Genomic DNA, 25323 nt, shown 5'->3' with positions numbered 1-25323 from the left:
CCGGGATTGTGCAGCATGTCCCAAAAGGTGAAAGCGACGGGACACCGGTTTCCGGGGGCGGTATCTCGTCGCGCGACGCAATCGACGAGAGGGGAGACGGCGTGCCGGTCAGGTTGCTCAGGGTTCTGCGGAGGGTAGTTGTCCTCGTGCTCGTGGTTGCGGCGACTGTTCTGGCGCTGCGGGCCTGGGACTCCCAGCGCGGTCCGCCGCTCGAGCCCTGGCACACCTACGTGCCGGCCGAGATGCACGTCGCCGAGATCGACCGCAGCGACTGGGCAGCCTACCTGCGCCACGAAGAAAGCATTTTCCGTGCCGTGCGGCGCGAGGTCGTCGACCGGATCGACCCGCAGGCAGCCGTTCCGGGCAACCGCTATTGGGCCGGCAGCCCGATCTATCCTGGCCGCTTCGAGCAGGATTTCAACCGGTCCTACCTGCTCGAGCCGGACGGACCGCCAGTCGGGGCGGTCGTCCTTCTGCACGGCCTCACCGATTCGCCGTACAGCCTCCGCCACGTCGGCCAGCGATATCGCGACAGGGGGTTCCTGGTCGTCGCCATCCGGCTGCCGGCGCACGGCACGGTGCCGGCCGCGCTGACCGACATCGAATGGGAAGACTGGGACGCCGCGACGCGGCTGGCGGTGCGCGAGGCCAGGCGCCGGGTCGGCACCGACCGCCCGCTGCATATCGTCGGTTTCTCCAACGGCGGCGCGCTCGCCATGAAATACGCGCTCGATGCGCTCGAGAGCGAGGCGCTGCCGCGGCCTGACAGGCTCATCCTGATCTCGCCGATGATCGGCATCACGAGCTTCGCGCGCTTCGTCGGGTTGGCCGCGCTGCCCGCCCTGCTGCCGGCCTTCGCCAAGGCCGCATGGCTCGGCCTGCTGCCGGAATTCAATCCGTTCAAGTACAACTCCTTTCCTGTCAACGGCGCCCGCCAGTCGCACCGCCTGACCAGGGTCCTGCAGGATCGGTTGGCCCGGGGTGGACGCGAAGGCCGGCTCGCCAACCTGCCGCCGGTGCTCACCTTCCAGTCGGTCGTCGACTTCACGGTGAGCACTCCTGCCGTCATTTCCGGGCTCTATGCTCATCTGCCAGCCAACGGCAGCGAGCTCGTGCTGTTCGATCTCAACCGCGCAGCGGCGCTCAGCCCGCTGCTGCGCGATGCGGCAGAGACCGTTCTGTCGCGCATCCTGCCGACGCCGCCGCGACGCTACCGCACGGTCATCGTCAGCAATGCCGCCGCGGATCGCTACGACGTCAGCGAACGCATTACCGAGGCCGGCGCCACCACCGAGGAAGTCCGCCCTCTCGATCTCGCCTTTCCACCCGGAATTTTCTCGCTGTCGCACGTCGCGCTACCGTTCCCGATATCCGATTCGCTCTACGGCCTGAAGCCCGACGAGCGCGAGGATTTCGGAATTCATCTCGGGGCGATCGCGCCGCGCGGCGAGCGCGGCGTCCTGATCGTCAACCTCGATACGCTGCTGCGGGTCTCGTCCAACCCGTTCTTTCCCTATCAGATCGCCAGAATTGAGCAGGCCATCGCGGAGCCAGTCCGCCAGCGCTGACTTGTCTCCAGAGTTCACCGCCCCCTTCTGGATCACGGTGCGATGACGGATCCTTCGACGGTCTGGATCGCGAAGCAGATGGTCATGACCCAGACGGGAGTCGGGAGAGCCGAGCGGCATGGCCGCGAAAGGTTTGCAACGTCAGCCTTTCGGTCGTCATCGAGTGCCTCGGCATGGCGCAAGCAGACCTTGCTTGCGCACGGGGCGTGCAGCATCGCCTTGCGAGCCGATTGCTCCTGCAATCGGGATCAGGCCGAAGCGCCCGCCAGCACACAACCGTACGCCTCACCGCGTGTCGACATTGGGACTCACGGGATAGTCGCGGGATTTTATGTCGATGTGCCCATGCCCGCGCTGGCTACAATGCAGGCCACCGCCGTGTTCAGAGGCGACGCGTGCCATGAGCCGGTCCCTTACGTCCGGTCGGCCAGCAGAGTCCTGGGCAGTGTGTTGACCCTGAGCGGTGTCGTACAATTGCTCCAATCTGCCGAGATCGGAAACTGGATGAGCAATCGCCCCTACGGTTCCGCCGACATGGAAAGCCCGAGCCTCGCCTCTGCCGGCGGCCAGGCCGCGGCGGCGCACTAGGCTATCGAGGGCAAGATCGTGGCCTCACCCCTGCTGCGGCTTCGAAAGTGGGCGCTTTTGCCCGTAGGCGAGTGGCGCGGTGGGCCGATGTCGCCGTCGCTTTACCGCTACGTTCTCGAGGTGAGCAGCCGACAGCAGATCCGCCTCGGCCTGCTTACTCTGGCGGTCTTTCCCCTGTCGTTGGCGCCGCTCGAGCTGCAGCGACGCATCGTCAACTATGCCGTCGCCCATTCCGCCGTCGAGCTGCTGCTTGCCTACGGCGCGCTGTACCTCGCCGTCCTGTTGCTGCAGGGTGGCCTGAAGTTCCTGCGCGACGTCTACATGTACGAGATCGCAGAAGGCGTCACGCGCCTGCTTCGCGGCAAGTTCGTCCAGCAGGGGCAACTCGACTCCGGCATCGACAAGGGCACGAAGCAGGCGATCATCTCGGCCGAGTCGGAGAAGGTCGGGGGCTTCGTGGCCGAGAGCATATCGCTGCCCGTGCTGCAAGCGGGCACCGTCGTCAGCATCGCCGCCTACATGCTGGCCATCGAGCCGTTGATCGCGATGGTCGCGATCGTCTTCCTGGTGCCATCGGTCGTCGTCGTCGGCCTCGCGCAGCCCATCCTCAACCGGCTGTCCCGATCCAAGATCACCATCGTGCGCGCACTGAGCGACGCTGTCCTGCGCGACGGCCGACACGATCCCACATCGGGGGCGGACCCTGATGCGCTCATCGGACGCATCTACGATCTGCGTCTTCGCTTCGCAAAGCTCAAGATTGCAACGAAATCGTTCAACCAGCTGATCACCGGGCTCGGGCTGTTGGGGATTCTCCTGGTCGGCGGATGGCTCGCCATTCAGGGCCGTACGGAGATCGGTATCATCGTCGCCTTCATGTCGGGGTACGAGCGCATGACCGGCCCGGCCCGCGACCTGCTGAACTTCTATCGCAGGCTGTCGATGATGCGGATGCAGTACCGGCTGGTCGCGGACGCCTTCGCGCAAGTGACCGGCTCTGGTCCGCCGGCACAGTAGCTCCGTTTCATGATGACAAGGGGATATCCCTCGCCTCAGAACTCCCTCTCGCCCGCGAAGTGGCAGCGGCTGAAATGGCCCGGCGCGATCTCGCGCAGCGCCGGGGCCTCGACGCGGCAGCACGCCTGGGCGTGGCGGCAGCGCGGGTTGAAGTAGCAGCCCTGCGGCGGCGCGGCGGGGCTCGGCACCTCGCCGCCCAGGATGCCGTCGCCGGAGCGGACGCGCGGGTCGGCGGCCGGCACGGCGCGCATCAGGGCCGCCGTGTAGGGATGTTGCGGCCGGCGGAACAGATCGTCGGTGCGCGCGAGCTCGACCAGCTGGCCGACATACATCACGGCGATGCGGTCGGAGATGTGGCGCACCACCGAAAGATCGTGGGCGACGAACAGGAAGGTGAGCCTGAGCCGCGCCTGCAGCTCGAGCAGCAGGTTCAGCACCTGAGCCTGAATCGAGACGTCGAGCGCCGACACCGGCTCGTCGGCCACGACCAGCCGCGGGTTCGTGGCCAGCGCGCGCGCAATGCCGATCCTCTGGCGCTGGCCGCCGCTGAAAGCATGCGGGAAGCGGTGCATGAACTCGGGTCGCAGGCCGACCAGGCGCAGAAGCTCGGCCACGCGGTCGGCGCGCTCGCGGCGATTGCCCATGCCGTTCACCAGCAGCGGCTCGCCGACATTGTCGAGCAGGGTCATGCGCGGGTTGAGCGATCCGAACGGGTCCTGGAAGATCATCTGGATCTCGGCCCGCAGCGGCAGCAGCTCGCGGGGCGGCAGGGTCGCGAGATCGACGGTCCTGCCGTCGCGCGTGCGGTAGAGGATGCTGCCGCCGGTCGGATCGATGGCGCGCAGGATGCAGCGCGAGGCCGTGGTCTTGCCGCAGCCGCTCTCGCCCACCAGACCCAGCGTCTCGCCCTCCGCCAGCGTGAAATCGACGCCGTCGACCGCGCGGACGTGGCCGACGACGCGCTGCAGGAAGCCGCGCGTGATCGGGAAGAACTTCTGCAGGCCGCGCACCTCGAGGAGCGGCGGCGGCGCGGCGACCGTCTCGCTCATTCGGGCTCCACCACGTCGTGATGCAGGAAGCAGCTCGCGAGCTGGCTGGTGCCGACCGGCTGCAGGCCGGGCACGGCGCCCGAGCACTTCGCCATCACGTCAGGGCAGCGCGGATGGAACGGGCAGCCGGGCGGGCGATTGAAGGGATGCGGCAGGGCGCCACTGATCACCGGCAGCGCGACGCGGGTCTCGCCGTACAGGCTCGGGATCGAGCGCAGCAGGGCGCGCGTGTAGGGATGCTTGGGGGCATGGAAGATGTCGTCGACCGGACCCTCCTCCATGACGCGGCCGAGATACATGACGACGACGTAGCTCGCCATCTGGGCGATCACGCCGAGATCATGGGTGATGAAGATGATGGCCGTGCCGTAGCGCGCCTGCAGGTCGCGCAAGAGCGCCAGCACCTGCGCCTGGGTGGTGACGTCGATTGCCGTGGTCGGCTCGTCGGCGATCAGCAGGCGCGGCTTGCACGACAGCGCCATGGCGATCATGGCGCGCTGGCGCAGGCCGCCGGAGAGCTGCCACGAGAAGGCATCGATCCGTTGCTCCGGCATCGAGATGCCGACATCGCGGAACAGGCCGACCGTGATGTCGCGCGCCTCGCGCCGCTTGAGCTTGCGGCCGCCCTCCTGCCAGCGATGGCCGTGCAGCAGGATCGCCTCGACGATCTGGTCGCCCACGGTGTGCACCGGGCTGAAGGCCGCCATCGGCTCCTGCGGGATCAGGGCGATCTCGCCGCCCCTGATGTCGCGCATCACCGGACCGCGCGGCGGCAGCCGGGCGATGTCGACCACCTCGGCGCTGTCCTCGCCGCCGCCATTGACAGGCCGGCGGCGGAAATGGATCTCGCCCGCAGTGATGCGGCCCGGCCGCTCGACCAGCTGCAGGATCGCGCGCATGGTGACGCTCTTGCCGCAGCCGCTTTCACCCACGACGCCTAGCACCTGGCCCGGCATGACGTCGAAGCTGGTGCCGTCGACGGCGCGTACCAGCCCCTCGTCGAGCGCGAACGAGACGCGCAGGTTGCGCACCGAGAGCAGCGGCTGGGCGGTCTTGGCCATGGCCATCGGCCGGTCAAGCGCCATCGGGCGATCAGTGGCTGTACGGGTCGGCGGCATCGCGCAGGCCGTCGCCCACCAGGTTGAAGGCCAGCACGGCCACGATCACGACCAGGCCGGGGATCAGCAGCCACGGCGCCAGCGCCAGGGTCTGGATGTTCTGCGCCTCCTGCAGCAGCACGCCCCAGCTGATCGCTGGCGGGCGGATGCCAAGGCCAAGGAAGGAGAGCGAGGTCTCGTTGATGATCATCACCGGAATGGCGAGCGAGCTGGTGGCGATGATGTGACTCAGGAAGGTCGGCACCATGTGGCGCAGGATGATGCGCATGCGAGAGCAGCCGGCCAGCCGGGCCGCCAGCACGAAATCTTCTTCGCGCAGTGCCAGGAACCTTCCGCGGACCTCGCGGCCGAGCGTCGTCCAGCCGACCAGCGACAGGATCACGGTGATGGCGAAGAACACCTCGGTCGGCGTCCAGTCGCGCGGCAGCGCGGCCGACAGAGCGAGCCAGATCGGGATGGTCGGCACCGATTGCAGCAGCTCGATGATCCTCTGGATCACCTGGTCGGTCTTGCCGCCGACATAGCCCGAGATGCCGCCCAGCACGACGCCCAGGATGACGCTCAGCGCCACCGCCACCAGGCCGACCGTCATCGAGGTCTGGGTGCCGTGCATGATGCGCGACCACTGATCGCGGCCCAGGCGATCGGAACCGAGCAGGAAGATGCGCTGCGATGGATCGACCGGGGCGACGAGATGGAGGTTGGTCGGGATCAGGCCGAACAGCTTCCAGGAGAAGCCCGGCGTGAAGAAGCGGATGGGAATCTTCTTCTTGGGATCGGTCGTCCATTCCATGCGCAAGGTCACCGGGTTGCGCTTGCCGACGATCGCCGGCACCCAGGGGGCGAGCGCACCGTCGTCGAACAGATGGATGGTCTGCACCGGGATGAAGGCCTGGCGTGCGTCGGTGCGCTCGGGATCCTGGGTCGAGAAGAAGTCCGGCGCGATGACGATCAGATACATGAAGATCAGCAGGACGCCGCTCACCATCGCCAGGTGATGGCGGCGGAAACGCCACCACACCAGCTTCCAGTTGGAAGCGACGGCGACCCTGTCCTCGGCCGCGCTGCCGGCGACGTCGACGGTCATGGCAGGGCCTCGTGGTCATCCGGACCAGGAGTCAATCTCCTCCCCAGCTGTGCTGGGGAGGTGTCGCCGTCGTACGGCGACGGAGGGGTCATGAGTCGAACCGCGGACGTCTCACCCGCCTCATGATCATGAGCGGGCGGGACACCCTCGGTCCGAGGCTCATGACCCCTCCGTCGCGTAAGACGCGACACCTCCCCAGCACAGCTGGGGAGGAGAATGAGTCGCGATCCCATCGATGCCGCCATCCCTACCGCTCCACCCGCACCCGCGGGTCGATCAGGGCCAGCAGGATGTCGGACAGCAGCGTGCCGACGATGGTGAGGAACGAGTAGATCAGCAGGATGCCGCCTGCGAGGTACATGTCCTGGTTGACCAGGGCGCGCAGCAGCAGCGGGCCGATGTTGGGCAGGTTCATCACCGTGGCAACGATCAGGCTGCCGGAGAACAGCATCGGCAGGTACCAGCCGACTGTGCTGACCAGCGGGTTGAAAGCGAGCCGCACCGGGTAGCGCAGCACCAGGCGCCATTCCTTCATGCCCTTGGCGCGCGCCGTCACGACGTAGGGCTTGTTGAGCTCGTCGAGCAGGTTGGCGCGCATGATGCGGCTCAAGCGCGCCGTGCCGGCGATGCCCAGCACCAGCGCCGGCAGCCAGATATGGCCCAGAAGGTCCCAGACGCGGGCGAGACTCCACGGCGCGTCGACGTATTCGGGCGAGAACAAGCCAGTGACGCTGATGTCGAAATAGGCGAAGGCGACCCACATCAGGATCAGCGCCAGCATGAAGTTGGGGGTCGCCACGCCGACATAGTTGATCACCGTCAGCACATGGTCGGCGAGCGAGCGCGGATGGGTCGCCGAGTAGATGCCGGCCGGCACGGCGATCGCCCAGGTGAGCACGAAGGAGAACAGCGCCAGCGCGAGGGTGAGACCGATCTGCTCGCCAATCAGCTCGGCATTGGGCCGCTGGTACTCGAGCGACAGGCCGAAATCGCCGTGCACCAGATGCTGCACCCACAGCCAGTACTGCACGATCATCGGCTGATCGAGCCCGTACTGGGCGCGCAGCGCGGCGATCTGCTCGGCCGAGATCGACGAGCCCGACGACGACAGGGTCGCGACATAGGCGGTCAGGAAATCGCCCGGCGGCGCCTGGATGATGACGAAGATGACGAAGGAGTAGATCACCATCAGCAGCGGCAGCAGCGCCAGCCGCTGGAGAATGTAGCGGGTCATGCCTCAGCCCGCCTCCCCAGCTGCGCTGGGGAGGTGTCGCCGTCTTCGGCGACGGAGGGGTCATAGGCAGCGTAACTGTGGCTCATGACCCCTCCGTCAGCGTAAGACGCTGACACCTCCCCGGCTTCGCTGGGGAGGACTCGAAGACTCACTTCGCAAAGTAGAACTGCTCCGTGCGCGCGTTGCCGGGACTGCGCAGCGGCCAGTCGTTGCCGAGCGTCGTGGGCACGTTGCGGAACTTCGTGTTGGCAACCACCACGCCCTGCACCATCGGCGTCAGCCCCACCGTGCCGATCTCGAACAGCTGATCGGCCCATATGCGATAGAGCTCCTGCGAGAGCTTGACCTGCTCCTCGGGGCCGACCGTGCGCGCCTTGTCGACGATCTCGACGATGCGCTTCATCTCCGGCGGCGGCTCGGCGCCCTCCTTGCCATCTGATGCGTACCAGCGCCGCCACAGCGGCCCCATGGTCAGGATCGGCGCGTTGCGCGGATCGACCTTGGCATTGCCAGTATAGGGGAATGCGCTGGTGTCCTCGTTCCAGATCTCGGCCATCAGCTCGTTGTTCTCGTTCATCTTGAAGTGCAGGGCGCGCTCGCGGATCTGCACGATGGTCTTGACGCCCACCGCCTCCCAATCCTTGGAGACGAGCAGCGCCACGTCGGGCCAGGCGCCGAACGCCGGCACGACGCTGATCTCGATGGTCGCCGGCTTGCCGTTGGGCAGCAGGCGCAGGCCCTGGGCGTCCTTCTTGTCGAGGCCGATTCCGTCGAGCATCTTGTTGGCCTCGTCGCGCTTGAACTCGGTGAATTTCTGCGCCCATTCGGCGCCCGGGAAATACGGGTGCCACGGCGCCGGCACGCCCTGGCGCGCCTCGCCGAGCCCCAGGAACACGCTCTCCTTGATCTGGTCGCGGTTGATGGCGAGCGACAGCGCGCGGCGGAACACCACGTTGGCCATCAGCTTGCCCATCTCGGGATCGGCCTTGTAGGTCTGGTTCAGCGCGATCACCGCGTCGGCGCCGCCGAAGGTCGGCCAGGTAACGATGCGATATTTCCCGGTCTTCTCCTGGTCCTTCAGCACCGGATAGTTGGTCATGTTGACATGGCGTTCCTGCATGTCGAACTGGCCGGCGATGGCGGCGAGGTTGAGCGCCTGCGCGTCGGCAAAGAACGTGAAGCGCACCTCGTCGAGATAGGGCAGCTGGTTACCGGCCGAGTCGACGCCGATATAGTAGGGATTGCGCCGCAGCGTGAAGACCGGATCGGAGGCACGGCTGGCCGGTGCCCAGGCGGCCATGGTCGGCCGCTCGGGGTTCTCCGGCGGCGCATTGCGATTGGCGAACAGCTCGGTCCACGCCTTGAAGCCCGCCGCCTGCGCCGCCTTGTCGACGTCGGCCTTGGGCGTATGCGTGGGGTGGAATTTCTTGAGGTAGTGCGCCGGCAGGAACATCGCGAAGGTGCGATCGGCGCCATCCTGGTTGGCGACCGCGGTCAGGAACAGGGTGGCCGGCGCGGCATAAGTGAAGCGCACGGCGTGGTCGTCGACCTTCTCGACTTTGGCCGGCGAGCCGTCGGCATTGCGGATCCAGCCGGGCAGGGTCGGCGTCAGCTCCTTGTTCAGCAGGACGTCGTTGTACCAGAAGAGGATGTCGTCGGCCGTGAAGGGGGCGCCATCCGACCACTTGGCGCCCTTGCGCAGGTTGAGCGTCCACACTTTGTAGTCGGCCGACGGCTCAGCGCCGAGCGCGATCTTGGGCTCGATCTTGGCGCCGTCGGGCGAGAAGCGGAACAGCCCGTCGTAGACGACGCGGACATAGTTGTTGGAATCGGCCGGGCCGAGGAACGCGCGGCGCCACGTGCCGCCGTACTCGCCGACCTTGTCGGCGACCGGCACGACCAGCGGCTTCTCCGGCAGGCGCTGCGCCACTGGCGGCAGCTTGCCGGCCTTGACCTGCTCGGCGAGCGACGGCGCCTCCTTGTAGGCTCCGCCCTGCGCCAGGGCCTCGCCGGCAGCCAGCAGGCCGGCGCCCGCGGCGAGGCCAACCAGGGTGTCACGGCGCGTGGGATGTCTGCTCATGGCTCGATTCCTCCCAGAATCATCTTCCCCGTCTTGTCGCCGGCTCAATCGACCGACCTGCCGCGAGCCTCAGTGGCGCGCCACTGGAGTGGCGCGCCCCCAGCCCTGACCCCTCCGTCGCCGTAAGACGGCGACACCTCCCCGGCGAAGCCGGGGAGGCGAATGGAGGGTCACCACATGCCGAACAGGATGCCGTGCTTGCGATGGGCGGCGGTACGGGCCTCGACGGTGGCGTCGTCGACCGTCTCGCGGGTCTTGCGTGCCTTCAGCCAGGCGGCCATGCGCTCCTCCATCTCGCGCCGCACCGCCTCGTGGCCATCACTGGCCCCAAGGTCGGTGAACTCGTGCGGATCGCTGGCGAGGTCGAACAGCATCGGCCGGTAGCCCTGCCACCAGACGTATTTCCACTGGTCGGTGCGCACCATGATGGCGCGGCAGTCGCGCGGCGCGCGGCCGAGGAAGCGGCGGGCATCGCGGAAGGAATAGTCGAGCTCGGAGAACACCGCGTCACGCCAGGTTTCGGGTTTCTGGCCATGCAGCAAGGGCAACAGCGATCGGCCCTCGACGAGGTGCTCCTGCGCCGGCAGGCCGAGAGCGGCAAGCATGGTCGGCACGACGTCGATCGCCTCGACGAAGCGGTTGTCGACCGTCCCGCGCGTTGCATCCGCGGCGGCGTCAGGATCGTAGACGATGAAGGGCACGCGCTGCGCCTCCTCGTAGAACATCTCCTTCTCGCCCAGCCAGTGGTCCCCCAGGAAGTCGCCGTGGTCTGCCGTGAAGAAGATCAGCGTGTCGTCCATCCGCCCCAGGGCGCGCAGGCGATCGAACAGGCAGCCGAGCCAATCGTCGATCTGGCGGATCAGGCCCAGGTAGGCCGGCCGCACGATGCCCGGCGCCTCCGGGCGCTGGAACGATACAGATTCGTCATGACGGCGGTACGCCTCGAGCACGGGATGCTGACCCACGAGCTCCCGCGCGTCGCGATTGAGCGGCAGGCAATCCTTGGCGCCGTAGAGCGCGTGGTAGGGCGCCGGCGCGACATAAGGCCAGTGCGGCTTGACGTAGCTCAGATGGAGGAACCACGGCCTTTCGCCCATATCCTCGATGAAGCGCATGGCCACGCGCGTCATGTAGGCGGTCTCGGAATGCTCCTCGGCGACACGCGACGGCAAATGGACGTTGCGCATGTGCCAGCCCGACACCGGCTTGCCGTCCGGACCGTCGGCCGAGATCACGAAGTCGTTCCATGGATCAGCCGACACATAGCCGTGCGCGCGCAGGTAGTCGGCGTAGCCGCTCTCCTTGCCGGGCGGCGAATGGCCGTCGTAGCGGTCGAGTTCCTCGAAGCCGCCGGCACGCAGCAGGGCATCGAGCGCCGAGCCGCCCTCGATGCCGTAGCGCTCGAGCCCCTCGGCGTCGGGAATGACGTGGGTCTTGCCGGCCAGCGCGACACGCCAACCGGCGGGGCGCAGGAAATCGCCGATCGTCCGCTCGTGCAGGCTGAGCGGCACACGGTTCCAGGTGGCGCCGTGGCTCATCATGTAGCGGCCGGTGTAGTAGGACATGCGCGACGGCCCGCAGACGCCCGATTGCACATAGGCGCGCGGGAACAGCACGCCCCGTTTTGCAAGGCTGTCGATCGCCGGCGTCTGCAGGTGCGGATGACCTGAACAGGACAAATGATCTGCGCGCAGCTGGTCGCACATGATGAACAGAACATTTTTTGGCTTGGCCACAGAAATTCCTTTCTCGACGCCCACCCTGCCGCCGGCCACTCTCGGGCCAGGACAAGATAGCCGACGCAAGAGCGTTGTCATCCCGAGGCCAACGGCCGAGGGACCTTTGCGGCGCTGCGGGAAAGGTCCCTCGCTGGCCAGATAGTTCGCGGAGATGGCAGGAAATGCTCGACACATCGCTTCAGGCCCCGAACATGGCAACCGACGCCCCCTCGATCCGCGACATCCTCGATTTCTGGTTCCTGCCGCTCGACCACCCGGACCACGGCAAGCTGCGCGAGGGAATGTGGTGGAAGGCGCCGCCGGAGGTCGATGCCGAGATCGGCCGCCGCTTCGGCGCCGCGCTCGAGCGGGCGGTCATAGGGGCGTTCGATCACTGGCGCCGCTCACCCGACGGCGCGCTGGCGCTGATCATCCTGTGCGACCAGTTCCCGCGCCACATCCATCGCCGCACGGCGCGCGCCTTCTGCGGCGACGTCAAGGCGCGGGAGACCGCCCGCTTCGCGCTGGCGCGCGCCTATCCAGCGGCATTCGACGCCTTCATGCGCGGCTTCTTCTATTTGCCGTTCGGGCACAGCGAGGTGTTGGCCGACCAGGAATTGGCCTGCGCGCTCTACGCCGCCTTCCGCGATGAAGAGTCACTGAAGCACGCCATCGAGCATCACGCCGTCGTCGCCCGCTTCGGCCGCTTCCCGCATCGCAACGAGGTGCTGGGCCGCATCTCGACCGAGGAAGAGCTCGACTACCTCAAGACGGCGAACCGCTACGGCCAATGACCGCGCGATAGAGTGCCGCCATGTCTGACCCGAAGCAGCAGAAGATGACCTGTTCAAACGGGCCGGCGTGGGTCGCGACCTCGCGCACCGCGATCTCGGTCGCGGGCTCCTTGGGATAGCCATAGACACCGGTCGAGATCGCCGGAAAGGCGATGCTCGCAAGCCCATGCTCCCCCGCAAGCGCGAGGCTGTTGCGATAGCAGCGCGCCAGCAGGCCCGGCTCGCCGGCCGTGCCGCCGCGCCACACCGGGCCGACCGTATGGATGACGTGACGCGCCTTCAGCCGGTAGCCGCCGGTGATTTTGGCTTCGCCGGTCGGGCAGCCACGCAGGGTCCGGCATTCGGCCAGCAGATCGGATCCCGCGGCGCGATGGATCGCGCCATCGACGCCACCGCCGCCCAACAGGCTCTCATTCGCTGCATTGACGATCGCATCGACGTCGAGGCGGGTGATGTCGGCCTCGACGATCTCGATGCGGGCCATGACGGTATCCGGTCGGCGGCCAGCGGCGGCTGGCTACCAGTAACGAACCGGGCCGGTGTCCAGATGGACGAACCCGGAGCGCGGATAGAAGCCGACGCCGCCCATGTTGAGCGAGCGGGCGGCCTGCCGGATCTGATAGGCCGAGACGCCGGGGAAAACGACGTCCATGGCATTGCCGTTGATGTGCTGGCTGTCGGAGGCGACGCCGCGGCTGACACTCGCCAGCCAGGCGTTGGTGTTGGGAGAGCGGAAGGCCGACAGCACCTCGACGGTGCCGCTGAAGCCTACCGTGTTCATGGTGTGCCACAGCACGTCGAACAGCAGCGGGTCCATCTCGGTCTGCTCGTTCTCGCGCCAATCGCGCAGGAAGTGGTTCAGCTTGTCCAGCGCCGCGCGCTGGTAGCTGCCGTTCGACCAGTAGGTCACCGACAGGGCCTCACCGGTGTTGGCATTCACCAGGCTCAGGCTGCGCGGGCTTGCGGTATCGAGCACCGGGGGCGGGGGTGGTGGAGCCGCCAAATTGAAGCCGCCATAGCGGCCCGCTGCCCGAACGGCTTTCTGGGTGGTCGCTTGCTGAGGGGGGCGTTGGGCAGATCGGCCGGGGGCTGCCTTCTGCGCAACTGGTTTCTTTGTTTGTGTCGTTGTCGTCGGCTTGATGGTGCCGGTGTTCCTGGAAGTCGTCTGGGCTACGCTCGTACCGGTGAAAGCCACAGCAACTGCCAGGCCCAACACGAAGCTCCGCATTACGGCCTCAATTGTTGCATTTATGCCACACACTTCATATCAGAGACCCATTCCCGACACAAAGCCTAAATGACGGTCGCGCACCGACGCGAGCGAAACGACCTCGCCGATCATGCAGAGAGAGGGTCCATCGAGCTTGGCGCGGCTCACCAGCCGGTCGATCGTCGCCAGCGTGCCCACGACGCGGCGCTCGCGGCTGGTCGTGCCGTTGGCGATCACCACGACGGGCGTGCTCGCCTCGAGACCGTGCTCGATCATGCGCGCGGCGATCACCTGAAGGGTGCCGGCGCCCATGTAGATCACGACAGTTTGGCGCGGCCGCGCCAGCATTGGCCAGTCGAGATCGACCGTGCCGTCCTTGAGGTGGCCGGTGACGAGCACGCAGGCCTGGGCATGGTCGCGATGGGTGAGCGGAATGCCCGTTCCCGCAGCACAACCCAAGGCTGCAGTCACGCCAGGCACGATCTCGACCGCGATGCCGGCCGCCAACAACGCCTGCATCTCCTCGCCGCCGCGCCCGAAGACGAAGGGATCACCGCCTTTCAGGCGCACGACGCTCTTGCCGGCACGCGCCTCGGCAACCAGCAGATCGTTGATCTCGGCCTGCGGCAGGCAATGGTGGCCACGCCGCTTGCCGACATAGAGGCACTCGGCGTCGCGCCGCGCCATGGCGAGGATCTCGGCCGATACCAGGCGGTCATAGACCACGATGTCGGCTCCCTGCAGCAGGCGATGCGCCTTGATCGTCAGCAGGTCGGGATCGCCGGGACCGGCGCCCACGAGATGGACCATGCCCGGCTCACGGCGGGCGGCAGACTGATCCTGGTTGCGCGCCGCGTCGAGCTGGCGGATCAGCTCGCGCCGCGCGCCGAACTCGTCGCCGGCCAAGGCCATGTCGGCGATGCGGCCCTCGAACACGCGATCCCAGAAACGACGCCGTACCCGCGGTTCGTCGAGCGTGCGGCGGACCTGCTCGCGGAAGATCTCGGCAAAGCGCGCCAGCCGGCCGATGGTCGCCGGCAGGGCGCGCTCGATCTCGGCGCGCAGACGGCGCGCCAGCGCCGGTGCGGCAGCATCGGTCGAGATCGCAATCGTGATCGGCGCGCGATCGACGATCGCCGGCATGATGAAGCTCGACAGGCCCGCCCGGTCGACGACGTTCACCGGCACGCAACGCTGGCGCGCAACATGCGAGACGCGCGCCTGCACCGCTTCGTCGTCGGTGGCGACGATGACCAGCGACATGCCGTCCAGTGCACCGTCGTCGAAGTCGCGGCCGATCCAGGTCACCGCGCCGTCGGCGATGAACTGCGCGATCTCGCCCACCACCTTGTCGGCGATCAGAGTGACGCGCGCACCGGCCGAGAGCAGAAGCTCGGTCTTGCGCGCCGCCGCCTCGGTGCCGCCGACAACCAGGGCGTGCCGGTCCTGCAGGGAGAGGAACAGGGGAAAGCGCCGCATCTCACGCCACCTTCCGCGGCCGCGCCGCGCGCAGGAGAGCCCGGATCTCGGGGCGGCAGGAGCCGCAGCTGGTGCCGGCGTGCATGCGGGCGCCGATCTCGGCGAAGCTCGTCGCGCCGCCGGCGATCGCCGCCTCGACCGCGGCGTGCGAGACGCCGAAGCAGGCACAGATCTCGCCCCCGCGATCGGCGGCCTCGCCGCCCTGCAGCAGCGAGGCATGCTGGCCATCGTCGAGCCGATCGAGCGTCATGAACGGCGCCAGGCGATCACGGACTGATCCATCATAGGCCGGACCGAGCGACACCACGGCCTCCAACCGGCCGTCGGCGATCACGGCCGCGGTGCCGCCCTGCCCCTCGATCCAAGGGCCGGGATTGGTGGCCCGCACGGCGGCGGAGAGCGCCCGGCGCGCTGCCGAGAGTGGCTGATCGCCCGCCAGCAGCCAGGCGTGATGGCCGGCGCCTTTGATCCGTACCCAATATGGCAAGTCGGGCAACATGATCGGCCGTCGAGCGAGAATCGTGCCATGCCATGCGACAATCAGGTGACGAATCGCGATCGGCGTGTGCTTGAGCTCGGGCTGGCCGGAAATCGGGTCGACCGCCGGATTGACTGCAGCGTTGATGCGACCCGCTCGGGAGAGTTGCGCCGTCCAATGCATCGGCACGAAGGCTTCGCCTGCGCACACCGTGTCAGTCACATGAACGCGCAGCGCGGCCCGCCCCCAGGCGCTCGACACGTCTGCGATATCGCCATCGGCCACGCCACTGGCCCGCGCGTCGTTCGGATGCAGCTCGAGTGTCGGCTCCGGCCGATGCCCGGCCAGACGCACCGAACGCCCAGTGCGGGTCATGGTGTGCCACTGGTCGCGCACACGCCCGGTGTTGAGGCGGATCGGCCAGGCCTCGTCGGGCGCGTGCTCGGGCGCGCGCGGGGTGACGGCGACGAAACGGGCGCGACGGTCGGCATGGAAGAACCCGCCCTCGGCGAAAAAGCGCCCGCCCGCGCAACGGCCAGCCGGGGCCGGCCACACAAACGGCGCCAGCCCCTCGTAGGCGGCATCGTCGATATCGGCTTTGGCCCCGATATCGAAGGCGCGCTTGCCATCGTTCTCGAAGGCCGAAAGGGCGGCGTGCTCGCGGAAGATGTCGGCGACACCCTGCCAGGCGAAGGCCTCGCCATGGCCGAGGCGGCGGGCGACCTCGGAGAGGATCCACCAATCCTGGCGCGCCTCGCCGGGCGCCGGCAGAAAGGGGCGCTGGCGCGAGGTGCAGCGCTCGGAGTTGGTGACAGTGCCGTCCTTCTCGCCCCACGCGAGCGCCGGCAGGCGAATGCGGCAGGCATCGACCGTGTCGCTGGCGCGCACGGCCTCCGACACGATCGAAAGCTCGCAGCGGCTGAGCGCGTCGCGCACCCGGTCGGCGTCGGGCAGGCTGACGACCGGGTTGGTCGCCATGATCCATATGGCCTTGATCTCGCCGCGGCCAACCGCGTCGAACAAGTCGACCGCCTTCAGGCCGGGCCGCGTCGCCATGCGCGCCGCCCGCCAGAAGCGACCGACTCGCGCGATGTCGGCCGGCGCGAACTCCATGTGCGCGGCGAGCGTGTTGGCCAAGGCGCCCACTTCGCGCCCGCCCATGGCGTTGGGCTGGCCGGTGATCGAGAACGGCCCCGTGCCGGGCCGGCCGATGCGGCCGGTCAGGAGATGGCAGTTGATCAGCGCGTTCACCTTGTCGACGCCGGCACTCGACTGGTTGACGCCCTGCGAATAGAGCGTGACGGTCTTCTCGGTGGTGGCGAACCAGTCGAAGAAGGTGGCGAGGTCGGCGGCCGGCAGGCCGCACTGGCCGACATCGTTCGCCCGGGCGGCGGCGAGCGCCTCGTCGAGGCCGTGCGTGTGCTGCGACACGAACGAGTCCGCACGCAGGCCACGCCGGTCGAGCTCGGCCAGCAGCGCATTGAACAGGGCAACGTCGCTGCCCGGCTTCAGCGCGAGATGAAGATCGGCGATGTCACAGGTCTCGGTGCGCCGTGGATCGATCACCACGACCTTGAGCTGCGGCCGCGCATGCCTGGCCGCCTCGAGGCGCTGGAACAGGACGGGATGGCACCAGGCGAGGTTGCTGCCGACCAGCACGACGAGATCGGCGGCCTCGAAATCGTGGTAGAGGCCGGGCACCGTGTCGCTGCCGAAGGCGCGCTTGTGGCCGGCCACCGACGAGGCCATGCAGAGCCGCGAGTTGGTGTCGATGTTGGCCGTGCCGATGAAGCCTTTGATCAGCTTGTTGGCGACGTAATAGTCCTCGGTCAGCAGCTGGCCCGAGACGTAGAAGGCGACGGCGTCGGGTCCGTGACGCGCCACGATGTCGCCGATCCCCCGCGCCACCGCATCGAGCGCCCGCTCCCACGTCACGCGCCGGCCGTCGATCTCGGGATGCAGCAGCCGGTCCTCGAGCGACAGCGTCTCGCCCAGCGCGGCGCCCTTGGAGCAGAGGCGCCCGTGATTGGCCGGATGCGCATGGTCGCCGGCGATCGCCGTGCCGCCGCGGCCGTCGGGTATCGCGACGATACCGCAGCCGACACCGCAATAGGGGCAGATGGTGTGGGTGGAGGTCATGGCGTGTTCTTCTTCCTCCCCAGCGAAGCTGGGAAGCTGTCGGCGTAATCGCCGACGGAGGGGTCATGAGCATCGCGACTGTGGCTCATGACCCCTCCGTCGCCGAAGACGGCGACACCTCCCCAGCGAAGCTGGGGAGGAGAATTTGGTTCAATACACATCGCGCTGGTACCGGCCGGCCTTGGCGAGGCTGTCGAGCCAAGCCCTGGCGCTGTCGCCCTTGCCGCCGTGCTCGGCAGCGATGGCGAGCAGCGTGTCCTCGACGTCCTTGGCCATGCGCTTGGCATCGCCGCAGACATAGAAGTGCGCGCCCGCCTCGAGCCATTGCCAGAGCTCGGCGGCATTCTCGTGCATGCGCTGCTGGACATAGATCTTCTCGGCCTGGTCGCGCGAGAAGGCGAGGTCGAGGCGGGTGAGCACGCCGCGGCGCTGCCAGTCGAGGATCTGGTCCTCGTAGAGGAAATCGTTGGCGCACTTCTGATCGCCGAAGAACAGCCAGTTAGGGCCTTTCGCGCCACGCGCCTCGCGCTCCTCGAGGAAGGCGCGGAAGGGGGCGATGCCGGTGCCCGGCCCCACCATGATGGCCGGAAGGGAATCGTCGGCCGGCGGCGCAAAGCCATGACTCTTCTGAACGAACACCGGCACGACGTCGCCCGGCCTGGCGAAGTCGGCGAGGTAGCACGAGCCGATGCCGGTGCGCTGCCGCTCGTTGCTGTCCCAGCGCACCGCCGAGACGGTGAGATGGACCTCGCGCGGATGCGCCTTGGGCGACGACGCGATCGAATAGAGTCTCGGCTGCAGGCGATCGAGCGACTTCAGCAAGCCGGGCAGCGACGGCATGACCGACGGGAAGGCCATCAAGAGATCGAGCAGGTCGGCGTCGGCCAGCTCCGGCCGGCCCTCGCCGCGCGCCAGGGCCTGCAGCTGCAAGGCTTCCTCGCCATCGAAGGCGCGCTCGGCCAGGAACAGCATGCTCTCGTCGCTCGGCCGGGCGATGTCGACCTTGCTCAGCAGCACCTGGCGGAGCGGCAGGGCTTCGCCGTCGCAGGCCACCATCTCCTCACCGCTCGCGCCCAGCCGGTCGAGCACCGACTGGACGAGCAGCGGGTTCTTGCGGGCAAAGACGCCGAGACTGTCGCCAGCCTCGTAGGTGACATCGGTCGTCGACAGGTCGAGCACGACATGGCGCACGTCCTTCTCGGACCCGGGACGATTGAGCGGATACGAATCGACCAGGGTCGCCAGCGCCGGCCGGTCGCGCGAAAAACCGAGCGTGCCGGATGCTTTCACCGCCGGCGCGCCGGCTCGAGCACCACGTTCTTCGACGAGACCGGCCAGCAGCTCCTTCAGCTTGCGCTGGGTCTCCTTGCCACCGGGCACGCAGCGACCAAGGTCCGCTTCGCCGCCTGACCACACTGCCTCGGCGTAGGTCTGGCAGAGGTAGCCGCACTGGCCGCAATCGAGCTGCGCCATCGCCGCCATGAGCCGGCGTTCGGGCTTTCTGTCCTGGGCAAGCTCAAGGCGTTCGGCGAGCGTCAGCGCGGCGTCATGCCAGGGGAAATCTTCGTCAGGCTCGGTTGACGCCGACTCGGCGGTGCTGGTTGTCGCCCCGTCGATGCCGAGATAGGCGGCGAAGAAGCCGTTCAGCCAGGCGCGCTGCTCGCTGCTGAACGGCGCGTTGTCGGGGATCAGCGAGGGGATGGGCGTGATGGCGTTCATGCGGCGATGGCCTGAAGGGGCGCGCGCTCGGCGAGCCCGCGCAGTTGGTCGACCTCGTGGCGGCGGCAAAACTCGAAGAACGATTCACCCGGCGCCTGGCGATGGCCAAGCCAAGCCGCGATCAGTCGTTCGATCAGCGGCGGCAGGTCGTCGAAGGCGACCGACTGCGCATACTCCCGCGCCATCGCCTGCTCGTTGGTCGCCGCCGCACCGCCGCCGATGAAGACGTGATAGCCCTCGACGCTATTCCCGCCGCGCTCGACCTTGGCAGCGATCAGGCCGATGTCGCCGATATAGTGCTGGGCACAAGAGTGGTGACAGCCGGTGAGGTGGATGTTGATCGGCAGGTCGACGGCCAGGCGCGCCTCGAGATAGTCGGCGAGGTGCAGTGCGTGGCCCTTGGTGTTGGCGGCCGCGAACTTGCAGCCGGCATTGCCGGTGCACGCAACCAAGCCGCGGCGGATCGGGCTCGCCTCGACCGCGAGGCCGAGCGCCTGGATGGCGGAGATGCAAACCCCGACGTCGCGATCGGCAACGTCGGAGATCAGCAGGTTCTGCCACACGGTGAGACGCAGCGTGCCGCTGCCGAAGCGCTCCGCGACCTCGGCCAGGCCGCGCATCTGGCCGGTGGTCATGCGACCGACCGGCAGCACCAAGCCGATGTAGTTACGGCCCGGCTGCTTCTGGGCGTGCACGCCGATGTGGCCGCCTTTGTCGGCCAGTGGGCGTGGTGCCACCTCGGCGCCGGGCGCGCGACGCAACGGGGCGCCGTATTCGCGCTCGACCTCCTTCACGAAGGCGTCGCGGCCCATGCGATCGATCACGTATTTCAGCCGCGCCCTCTGGCGGTTGGTGCGATCGCCGTGCGCGGCGAAGGCACGCACGACGGCACCGGCTGCTTTCACGCACTCTTCCGGCTTCAGGAGGATGCCGGTCTCGAAGGCGAAATCAAGATGGCCGGTGATGCCGCCCAGCTGCAGGCGGAAGTAGACGCCGGCCGCGAAGCCGGCACCGCCGGTGACCTGGCAGGCGACGAAACCGATGTCGTTGGTGTCCTCGAGCACCGGCACGCGGCCGCCGCCGTCGAAGGCGATGTTGAACTTGCGCGGCAGGCCGTACATCTCGCGGTGATTGAGGATGTAGTGATGCATCGCCGCGCACAGCGGCCGCGTGTCGATGATCTCCTGCGGATCGATGCCGGCGGTCGGGCTGCCGGTGATGTTGCGGATGTTGTCGGCGCCCGAACCGCGCGACGTCAGCCCGAGTGCCTGCACGGCGAGCAGCAGGTCGACGGCCTGCGCCGCGCCGATCTCGCGGATCTGCAGGTTGGCCCGCGTCGTGACGTCGGCGTAGCCGCCGCCACAGGAGTCGGCGGCATCGGCAAGGCCGCGCATCTGCCAGGCATTGAGGATGCCGTTGGGAATGCGCAGGCGGCACATGAAAGAGTTCTGCGCCGGCGCGACATAGAACAGGCCCTGGTACTTGGTCAGGAAGACGTCCATGCCCTTGGGGAACTGTCCAGCTTCGGCGCGCAAGACGATCTCGTCCCAGCGATCGAGCGGATGACGCTGGCGTTTGGCGGTCTCCTCGGCAACCAGCTTGCCGCCGGCCGCGGTGGCGCGATCCTGTGCCGTGTATTGCAGCGCATCGGGCCCGATCGGTTGCGCAGCCGGCACTGCCCCCGCAGCGCGGCCGTTCACCCGCTCCGCCGCCTTGCGTGCCTCAAGGCCGCTGACGAAGCCCTGCAGCCATTGCTTCTGGGTCTCGTCGAACCCGCTCATGGCGTCGCCTAGGCGGCGGCACGCGTCGGCACGCGGTGCCGGGCATAGAGGAACTCGAGCACGGCGGCGCGGCAGCGCGCATACTGCGAATCAGTCGCCAGCTCGAGGCGCCGGCGCGGCCGTGGCAGGCGGACATCGAGGATCTCGCCGATCGTCGCCGACGGCCCGTTGGTCATCATCACCACGCGATCGGACAGCAGCACCGCCTCGTCGACGTCGTGGGTGATCATCATCACCGTGTTGCCGAGCCGAGCATGGATCTCCATCACGCTGTCCTGCAGATGGGCGCGGGTCAGCGCATCGAGGGCGCCGAACGGCTCGTCCATCAGCAGCACCTTGGGCTGCATGGCGAGGGCGCGGGCGATGCCGACACGCTGCTTCATGCCGCCGGAGATCTCGTACGGGCGCTTGTCCTTGGCCTGCGCCATCTGCACCAGCTCAAGATTGTGCATCACCCAGTCGTGGCGCTCGGTCCTGCTCTTGGCCCCTTCTGCCCTTGAATGGGCGAACACCTTGTCGACGGCGATCGCGACGTTGCCGTAGACGGTGAGCCACGGCAGCAGCGAATGGTTCTGGAACACGATGGCGCGATCGGGCCCGGGCTCGTCGACCACCTTGCCTTCGAGGAAGACCTCGCCGGTGGTCGATTGCAGCAGGCCGCCCAGGATGTTGAGCAGGGTCGACTTGCCGCAGCCGGAATGGCCGATCAGCGACACGAACTCGCCGCGCTCGATGGTGAGGTTGATGTCGCGCAGCACCTCCGTCGTCATCTGTCCGCGCCGGAAGGTCATGCCGACCTGCTCGAAGTCGAGATAGCTGTGCTTGGCCATGGCCGGTCCTCCTACTGCGCCGCGACGCCGTGCGAGACGAAGTCCCCGATGGTGGCGATCAGCTTGTCGAGCAGGAAGCCGACGATGCCGATGTAGACCAGGGCGACGATGATGTCGCTGATGCGCGAGCTGTTCCACGCATCCCAGATGAAGAAGCCGATGCCGACGCCGCCGATCAGCATCTCGGCCGCCACGATGGCGAGCCAGCTCAGGCCCACGCCGATGCGCAGGCCGGTGAAGATGTAGGGCACGGTGGCCGGCAGGGTGATCTTGTAGAACACTTCCCACCACGACAGCCGGATCACCGAGGCGACGTTGCGGTAGTCCTGCGGGATGTTCCGCACGCCCACCGAGGTATTGATGATGATCGGCCAGATCGATGTGATGAAGATCACGAACAGCGCCGACGGGTGCGAATCGCGGAAGCCGGCGAGCGACAGCGGCAGCCAGGCGAGCGGCGGCACGGTGCGCAGCACCTGGAAGATCGGATCGAGACCGCGCATCGCCCAGGTGCTCTGGCCGATCAGCACGCCCAGCGCGATGCCGACCACGGCGGCGAAGCTGAAGCCGATGGCGACGCGGCCCAGGCTCTTGGAGATCTGCCAGAACGCGCCCTTGTCGACGCCGCCATTGTCGTAGAACGGATCGACGATGAAATCCCACGCGTCGGCCACGACCTTGGTGGGCGGCGGCAAGCGGGCGCCGGGCTCGGAACACAGCAGCTGCCACACGAACAGAGTCACCGCGAGCACGATCAACGGCGGCAGGACGACCTGCAGCGTGTGCCGCGCCATCTCCGCCACCCGTTCCACGGCAGGGCGCATGGGCGGACGGAAGGTGACGATTTCGGCGCTGGCGCCAGGCGCGGGGCCGGCGACTGAAATCGCCGCGGCGGCGGCGGCCGAGCCCGCCGCTGCTTTCTTGAGCGCCTGCATCACGCCACCTTCTTGATCTGCAGCGAGGCGAGATAGGCTTTGGGATCGGCGGGATCGAACACCTTGCCGTCGAAGAAGCTCTCCTTGCCGCGCGACGTGCTCTTGGGGATGTCGGCCTCGGCGGCGCTGATGTTCCTGGCAGCCTGGCGCCACAGGTCCTCGCGGTTGACCTTGCCGATGATCGCCTTGGTGTCGAGGTCCATCGGCAGCTTGCCCCAGCGCTGGTTCTCGGTGAGGAACCACAGCTCATGGCTCTGGAAGGGATAGGACGCGCCACGCGCCCAGAAGGTCATGAGCTGGTCGGAGCCCTTCACCTTGCGGCCGTCGCCGTAATCGATGTCGCCCTTGATACGGTCGGCGATGTCGGTCGGCGGCGTGTTGAACCACTGACGCTTGCCGATGATCTGGGCGAGCTCGTCCTTGTTGCCCATCTTGTCGCACCATTGCTGGGCTTCCATGATGGCCATCAGCATGGCCATCGCCGCCTTGGGATTCTTGTCGACCCAGTCGGCGCGCATGCCGAGCGACTTCTCGGGATGGTCCTTCCAGATCTCGCCGGTCATGCAGGCGGTGAAGCCGATGTCCTGGTGCACCAGCTGGTCGCCCCACGGCTCGCCGACGCAGAAGGCGTCCATGTTGCCGACTTTCATGTTGGCCACCATCTGCGGCGGCGGCACGACGATGGTCGAGATGTCCCTGTCGGGATCGATGCCGCCGGCGGCCAGCCAGTAGCGGATCCACATGTCGTGGGTGCCGCCCGGGAAGGTCATGGCGGCCTTGACCTCCTTGCCGGCGGCCTTCTTCTTGGCGAGAGGTTCCTTGAAGGCCCTGGCATCGACCGTGATGCCCAGCCCCTTGAATTCCTTGGCGACCGAGATCGCCTGGCAGTCATAGTTGAGGCGGCACAGGATATACATCGGCACCGGCTTGTTCTCCGGCGTCGTGATGCCCATCGAGATCTGGTACGGCTTGGGCGTCAGGATGTGCGCGCCGTCGATGCCGCCTGCCCCCGAGCCCAGCACGATGTTGTCACGCGTGGTGCCCCAGGAGGCCTGCTTGGCGATGTTGGCATCGGTGATACCGTATTTGTCGAAGAGCTTCTTCTCCTTGGCAATGATCAGCGGCGAGGAGTCGGTGAGGGCGATGAAGCCCAAGGTCACCTTGTTGGTCTCCGGCCCGGCGGCCTGCGCGAAGGCGCCCGACGGGAACGACGCGCGCACGGCGCCCGTCAGCGCCGCGGTTGCGGTGGCGCCGGTGAGGAGGGAGCGGCGTCCGAACTTGGTGGTCTTCATCATGATCTCCCGAACGTGAATGCCTCGAAGCTCTTCAATTGGAACCGCACGCGGCGTCGGCCTTGCCTGGTGACCGATCGCCATGATGCGGAACGACGGGTTCGCCGTGGCCGCCGGGCGGCAGGCGATCGACATCGGGACAGGCCACGCCCATCTCGCGCGCGGCGGCGCGATAGATGTCGGTGCGGTAGACGCGGTCGGCGGTGCCCTTGATGTCGATGTCGGGCGACGCCTGCTTCCAGCGCACCATCTGGCCCAGGAACCAGTCGGCATGGCTGCGCCAGGGAAAGTTCGCGGCGTCGCGCTGGAAGACGTGGAAGCCCGGCAGCTCGAGCGTGCGCGACATCACCTCGGCCGGCGTATTGAGATAGCGCGGGCTCGACAGGATGCGCGCGGCCTCGGCGCGATTCGACGGCTCGTCGAGCCACTGGCAGGCCTCGATCAGCGCCTTGACCAGCGCCAGCAGCGTGTTGGGATGGCGATTGGCCCACGCCTCGGTGGTGCCCAGCACCTTCTCCGGCATGCCCCGCCAGATGTCGGGACCGGTCAGCGCGATGCGGCCGATACCGAGCGCCTGGGCCTGCTGGTTCCATGGCTCGCCGACGCAATAGCCGTCGATCACGCCGCCCGACATGTAGGCCACGGTGTGCGGCGGCGGCACGACGGTGAGGCAGACGTCGCGGTCGGGGTCGACGCCGCCCGACGACAGCCACAACCGCAGCATGTAGTTCTGCACCGAGAAGGGGGATACCGAGGCCAGCACGATCGGTGGCGCGCCGATCGCCTTGCGCCGCGCGACGACGGCGGCGATGGCGCGGGCGTCGAGTGGCGTGCCCTTGCCGACCAGATCCGGCGCGGCCTCCTCCGTCTCGTGCCACAGCTTGGCCGACAGGGTGAGGCCGTTGCCGTTCACCTGGAGCGTCATGGCGTTGATCACCGGTACGCTGACGCTGTCGATGCCGAGCGTGAGGGCGAGCGGCAGCGGCGCCAGGATGTGCGAGGCGTCGAGCACGCCCAGCGCCAGCTTGTCGCGCACGTTGGCCCACGACACTTCGCGGCGGATTTCGACCTCGAGGCCCTGCCGCTCATAGGCGCCAAGCTCCTCGGCGAGCACGATCGCCGCACAGTCGATGATCGGGATGAACCCGACCTTGATCTTCGTTCGCTCCAGATCGGCCATCGCCGTACGCACTCCACACACGAAAAC

At 67.6% G+C, this 25323-nt stretch carries 19 protein-coding genes; 3 read left to right on the top strand and 16 right to left on the bottom strand.

The window, feature by feature from the left end:
• Positions 1-146 precede the first annotated feature (146 nt).
• Positions 147-1568 carry an alpha/beta hydrolase gene (locus ACILR9_RS30920; RefSeq protein WP_395713829.1) on the top strand — a complete coding sequence of 474 codons (1422 nt, stop codon included), beginning with the start codon at positions 147-149 and terminating at the stop codon, positions 1566-1568.
• Positions 1569-2243: 675 nt separating this feature from the next.
• Positions 2244-3173: a hypothetical protein gene (locus ACILR9_RS30915; protein WP_395713828.1), complete on the top strand. Its 930-nt coding sequence runs from the start codon at positions 2244-2246 to the stop codon at positions 3171-3173.
• Positions 3174-3208: 35 nt separating this feature from the next.
• Here the strand turns inward: ACILR9_RS30915 and ACILR9_RS30910 are convergent, their stop codons facing one another.
• The 6 genes from ACILR9_RS30910 to ACILR9_RS30885 all read right to left on the bottom strand — a co-directional run bounded on the left by ACILR9_RS30910 (position 3209) and on the right by ACILR9_RS30885 (position 11477).
• Positions 3209-4222 (bottom strand): ABC transporter ATP-binding protein, encoded by a 1014-nt coding sequence (locus tag ACILR9_RS30910; RefSeq protein WP_395713827.1) that lies wholly within the window; start codon positions 4220-4222, stop codon positions 3209-3211.
• On the bottom strand, positions 4219-5307 hold the full coding sequence (locus ACILR9_RS30905; RefSeq protein ID WP_395713826.1) for an ABC transporter ATP-binding protein: 1089 nt from the start codon (positions 5305-5307) through the stop codon (positions 4219-4221). Before ACILR9_RS30905 ends, ACILR9_RS30910 begins: the two co-directional genes overlap by 4 nt.
• A gap of 7 nt (positions 5308-5314) precedes the next feature.
• Positions 5315-6427 (bottom strand): ABC transporter permease, encoded by a 1113-nt coding sequence (locus ACILR9_RS30900; RefSeq protein ID WP_395713825.1) that lies wholly within the window; start codon positions 6425-6427, stop codon positions 5315-5317.
• A gap of 247 nt (positions 6428-6674) precedes the next feature.
• Entirely contained in the window at positions 6675-7661 is a 987-nt protein-coding gene (locus tag ACILR9_RS30895; RefSeq protein WP_395713824.1) for an ABC transporter permease, read from the bottom strand.
• A 148-nt stretch (positions 7662-7809) separates the two neighbouring features.
• Positions 7810-9741: an ABC transporter substrate-binding protein gene (locus ACILR9_RS30890; protein WP_395713823.1), complete on the bottom strand. Its 1932-nt coding sequence runs from the start codon at positions 9739-9741 to the stop codon at positions 7810-7812.
• Positions 9742-9911: 170 nt separating this feature from the next.
• Complete coding sequence (locus ACILR9_RS30885; RefSeq protein WP_395713822.1) at positions 9912-11477, bottom strand: sulfatase-like hydrolase/transferase; 1566 nt, start codon at positions 11475-11477, stop codon at positions 9912-9914.
• Between the two features lie 194 nt (positions 11478-11671).
• Here ACILR9_RS30885 and ACILR9_RS30880 point away from each other — a divergent pair, with 194 nt between their 5' ends.
• Positions 11672-12253: a DUF924 family protein gene (locus tag ACILR9_RS30880; protein WP_395713821.1), complete on the top strand. Its 582-nt coding sequence runs from the start codon at positions 11672-11674 to the stop codon at positions 12251-12253.
• Here ACILR9_RS30880 and ACILR9_RS30875 read toward each other — a convergent pair.
• From ACILR9_RS30875 to ACILR9_RS30830, 10 genes are all read right to left on the bottom strand, one after another.
• Entirely contained in the window at positions 12225-12737 is a 513-nt protein-coding gene (locus ACILR9_RS30875; RefSeq protein ID WP_395713820.1) for an O-acetyl-ADP-ribose deacetylase, read from the bottom strand. The genes ACILR9_RS30880 and ACILR9_RS30875 overlap by 29 nt on opposite strands.
• 33 nt (positions 12738-12770) lie before the next feature.
• Positions 12771-13229 (bottom strand): DUF882 domain-containing protein, encoded by a 459-nt coding sequence (locus tag ACILR9_RS30870; RefSeq protein ID WP_395713819.1) that lies wholly within the window; start codon positions 13227-13229, stop codon positions 12771-12773.
• Positions 13230-13520: 291 nt separating this feature from the next.
• Positions 13521-14942, bottom strand: a complete 1422-nt coding sequence (cysG, locus tag ACILR9_RS30865; protein WP_395713818.1) for a siroheme synthase CysG — start codon at positions 14940-14942, stop codon at positions 13521-13523.
• Between the two features lies 1 nt (position 14943).
• A complete protein-coding gene (locus tag ACILR9_RS30860) occupies positions 14944-17559 on the bottom strand; it encodes a molybdopterin-dependent oxidoreductase (protein WP_395713817.1) in 2616 nt (871 codons plus the stop codon).
• 150 nt (positions 17560-17709) lie between these two features.
• A complete protein-coding gene (locus ACILR9_RS30855; RefSeq protein ID WP_395713816.1) occupies positions 17710-19278 on the bottom strand; it encodes a sulfite reductase subunit alpha in 1569 nt (522 codons plus the stop codon).
• The gene (locus tag ACILR9_RS30850; RefSeq protein WP_395713815.1) at positions 19275-21059 is read right to left on the bottom strand and encodes a NirA family protein; all 1785 of its coding nucleotides are present in this window, start codon (positions 21057-21059) and stop codon (positions 19275-19277) included. Before ACILR9_RS30850 ends, ACILR9_RS30855 begins: the two co-directional genes overlap by 4 nt.
• 8 nt (positions 21060-21067) lie before the next feature.
• Positions 21068-21889 carry an ABC transporter ATP-binding protein gene (locus tag ACILR9_RS30845; RefSeq protein ID WP_395713814.1) on the bottom strand — a complete coding sequence of 274 codons (822 nt, stop codon included), beginning with the start codon at positions 21887-21889 and terminating at the stop codon, positions 21068-21070.
• 11 nt (positions 21890-21900) lie between these two features.
• Positions 21901-22713, bottom strand: coding sequence for a nitrate ABC transporter permease (gene ntrB, locus ACILR9_RS30840; RefSeq protein ID WP_395713836.1), 813 nt, complete (start codon positions 22711-22713; stop codon positions 21901-21903).
• Positions 22714-22823: 110 nt separating this feature from the next.
• Positions 22824-24119, bottom strand: coding sequence for a CmpA/NrtA family ABC transporter substrate-binding protein (locus ACILR9_RS30835; RefSeq protein ID WP_395713813.1), 1296 nt, complete (start codon positions 24117-24119; stop codon positions 22824-22826).
• 31 nt (positions 24120-24150) lie between these two features.
• The gene (locus ACILR9_RS30830; protein WP_395713812.1) at positions 24151-25296 is read right to left on the bottom strand and encodes a CmpA/NrtA family ABC transporter substrate-binding protein; all 1146 of its coding nucleotides are present in this window, start codon (positions 25294-25296) and stop codon (positions 24151-24153) included.
• Positions 25297-25323 lie beyond the last annotated feature (27 nt).

This window comes from Reyranella sp. (assembly GCF_044224635.1).
GTDB lineage: Bacteria > Pseudomonadota > Alphaproteobacteria > Reyranellales > Reyranellaceae > Reyranella.
Note: the sequence above shows the minus strand (reverse complement) of the source record. Positions and strands in the feature narration are given on the sequence as shown.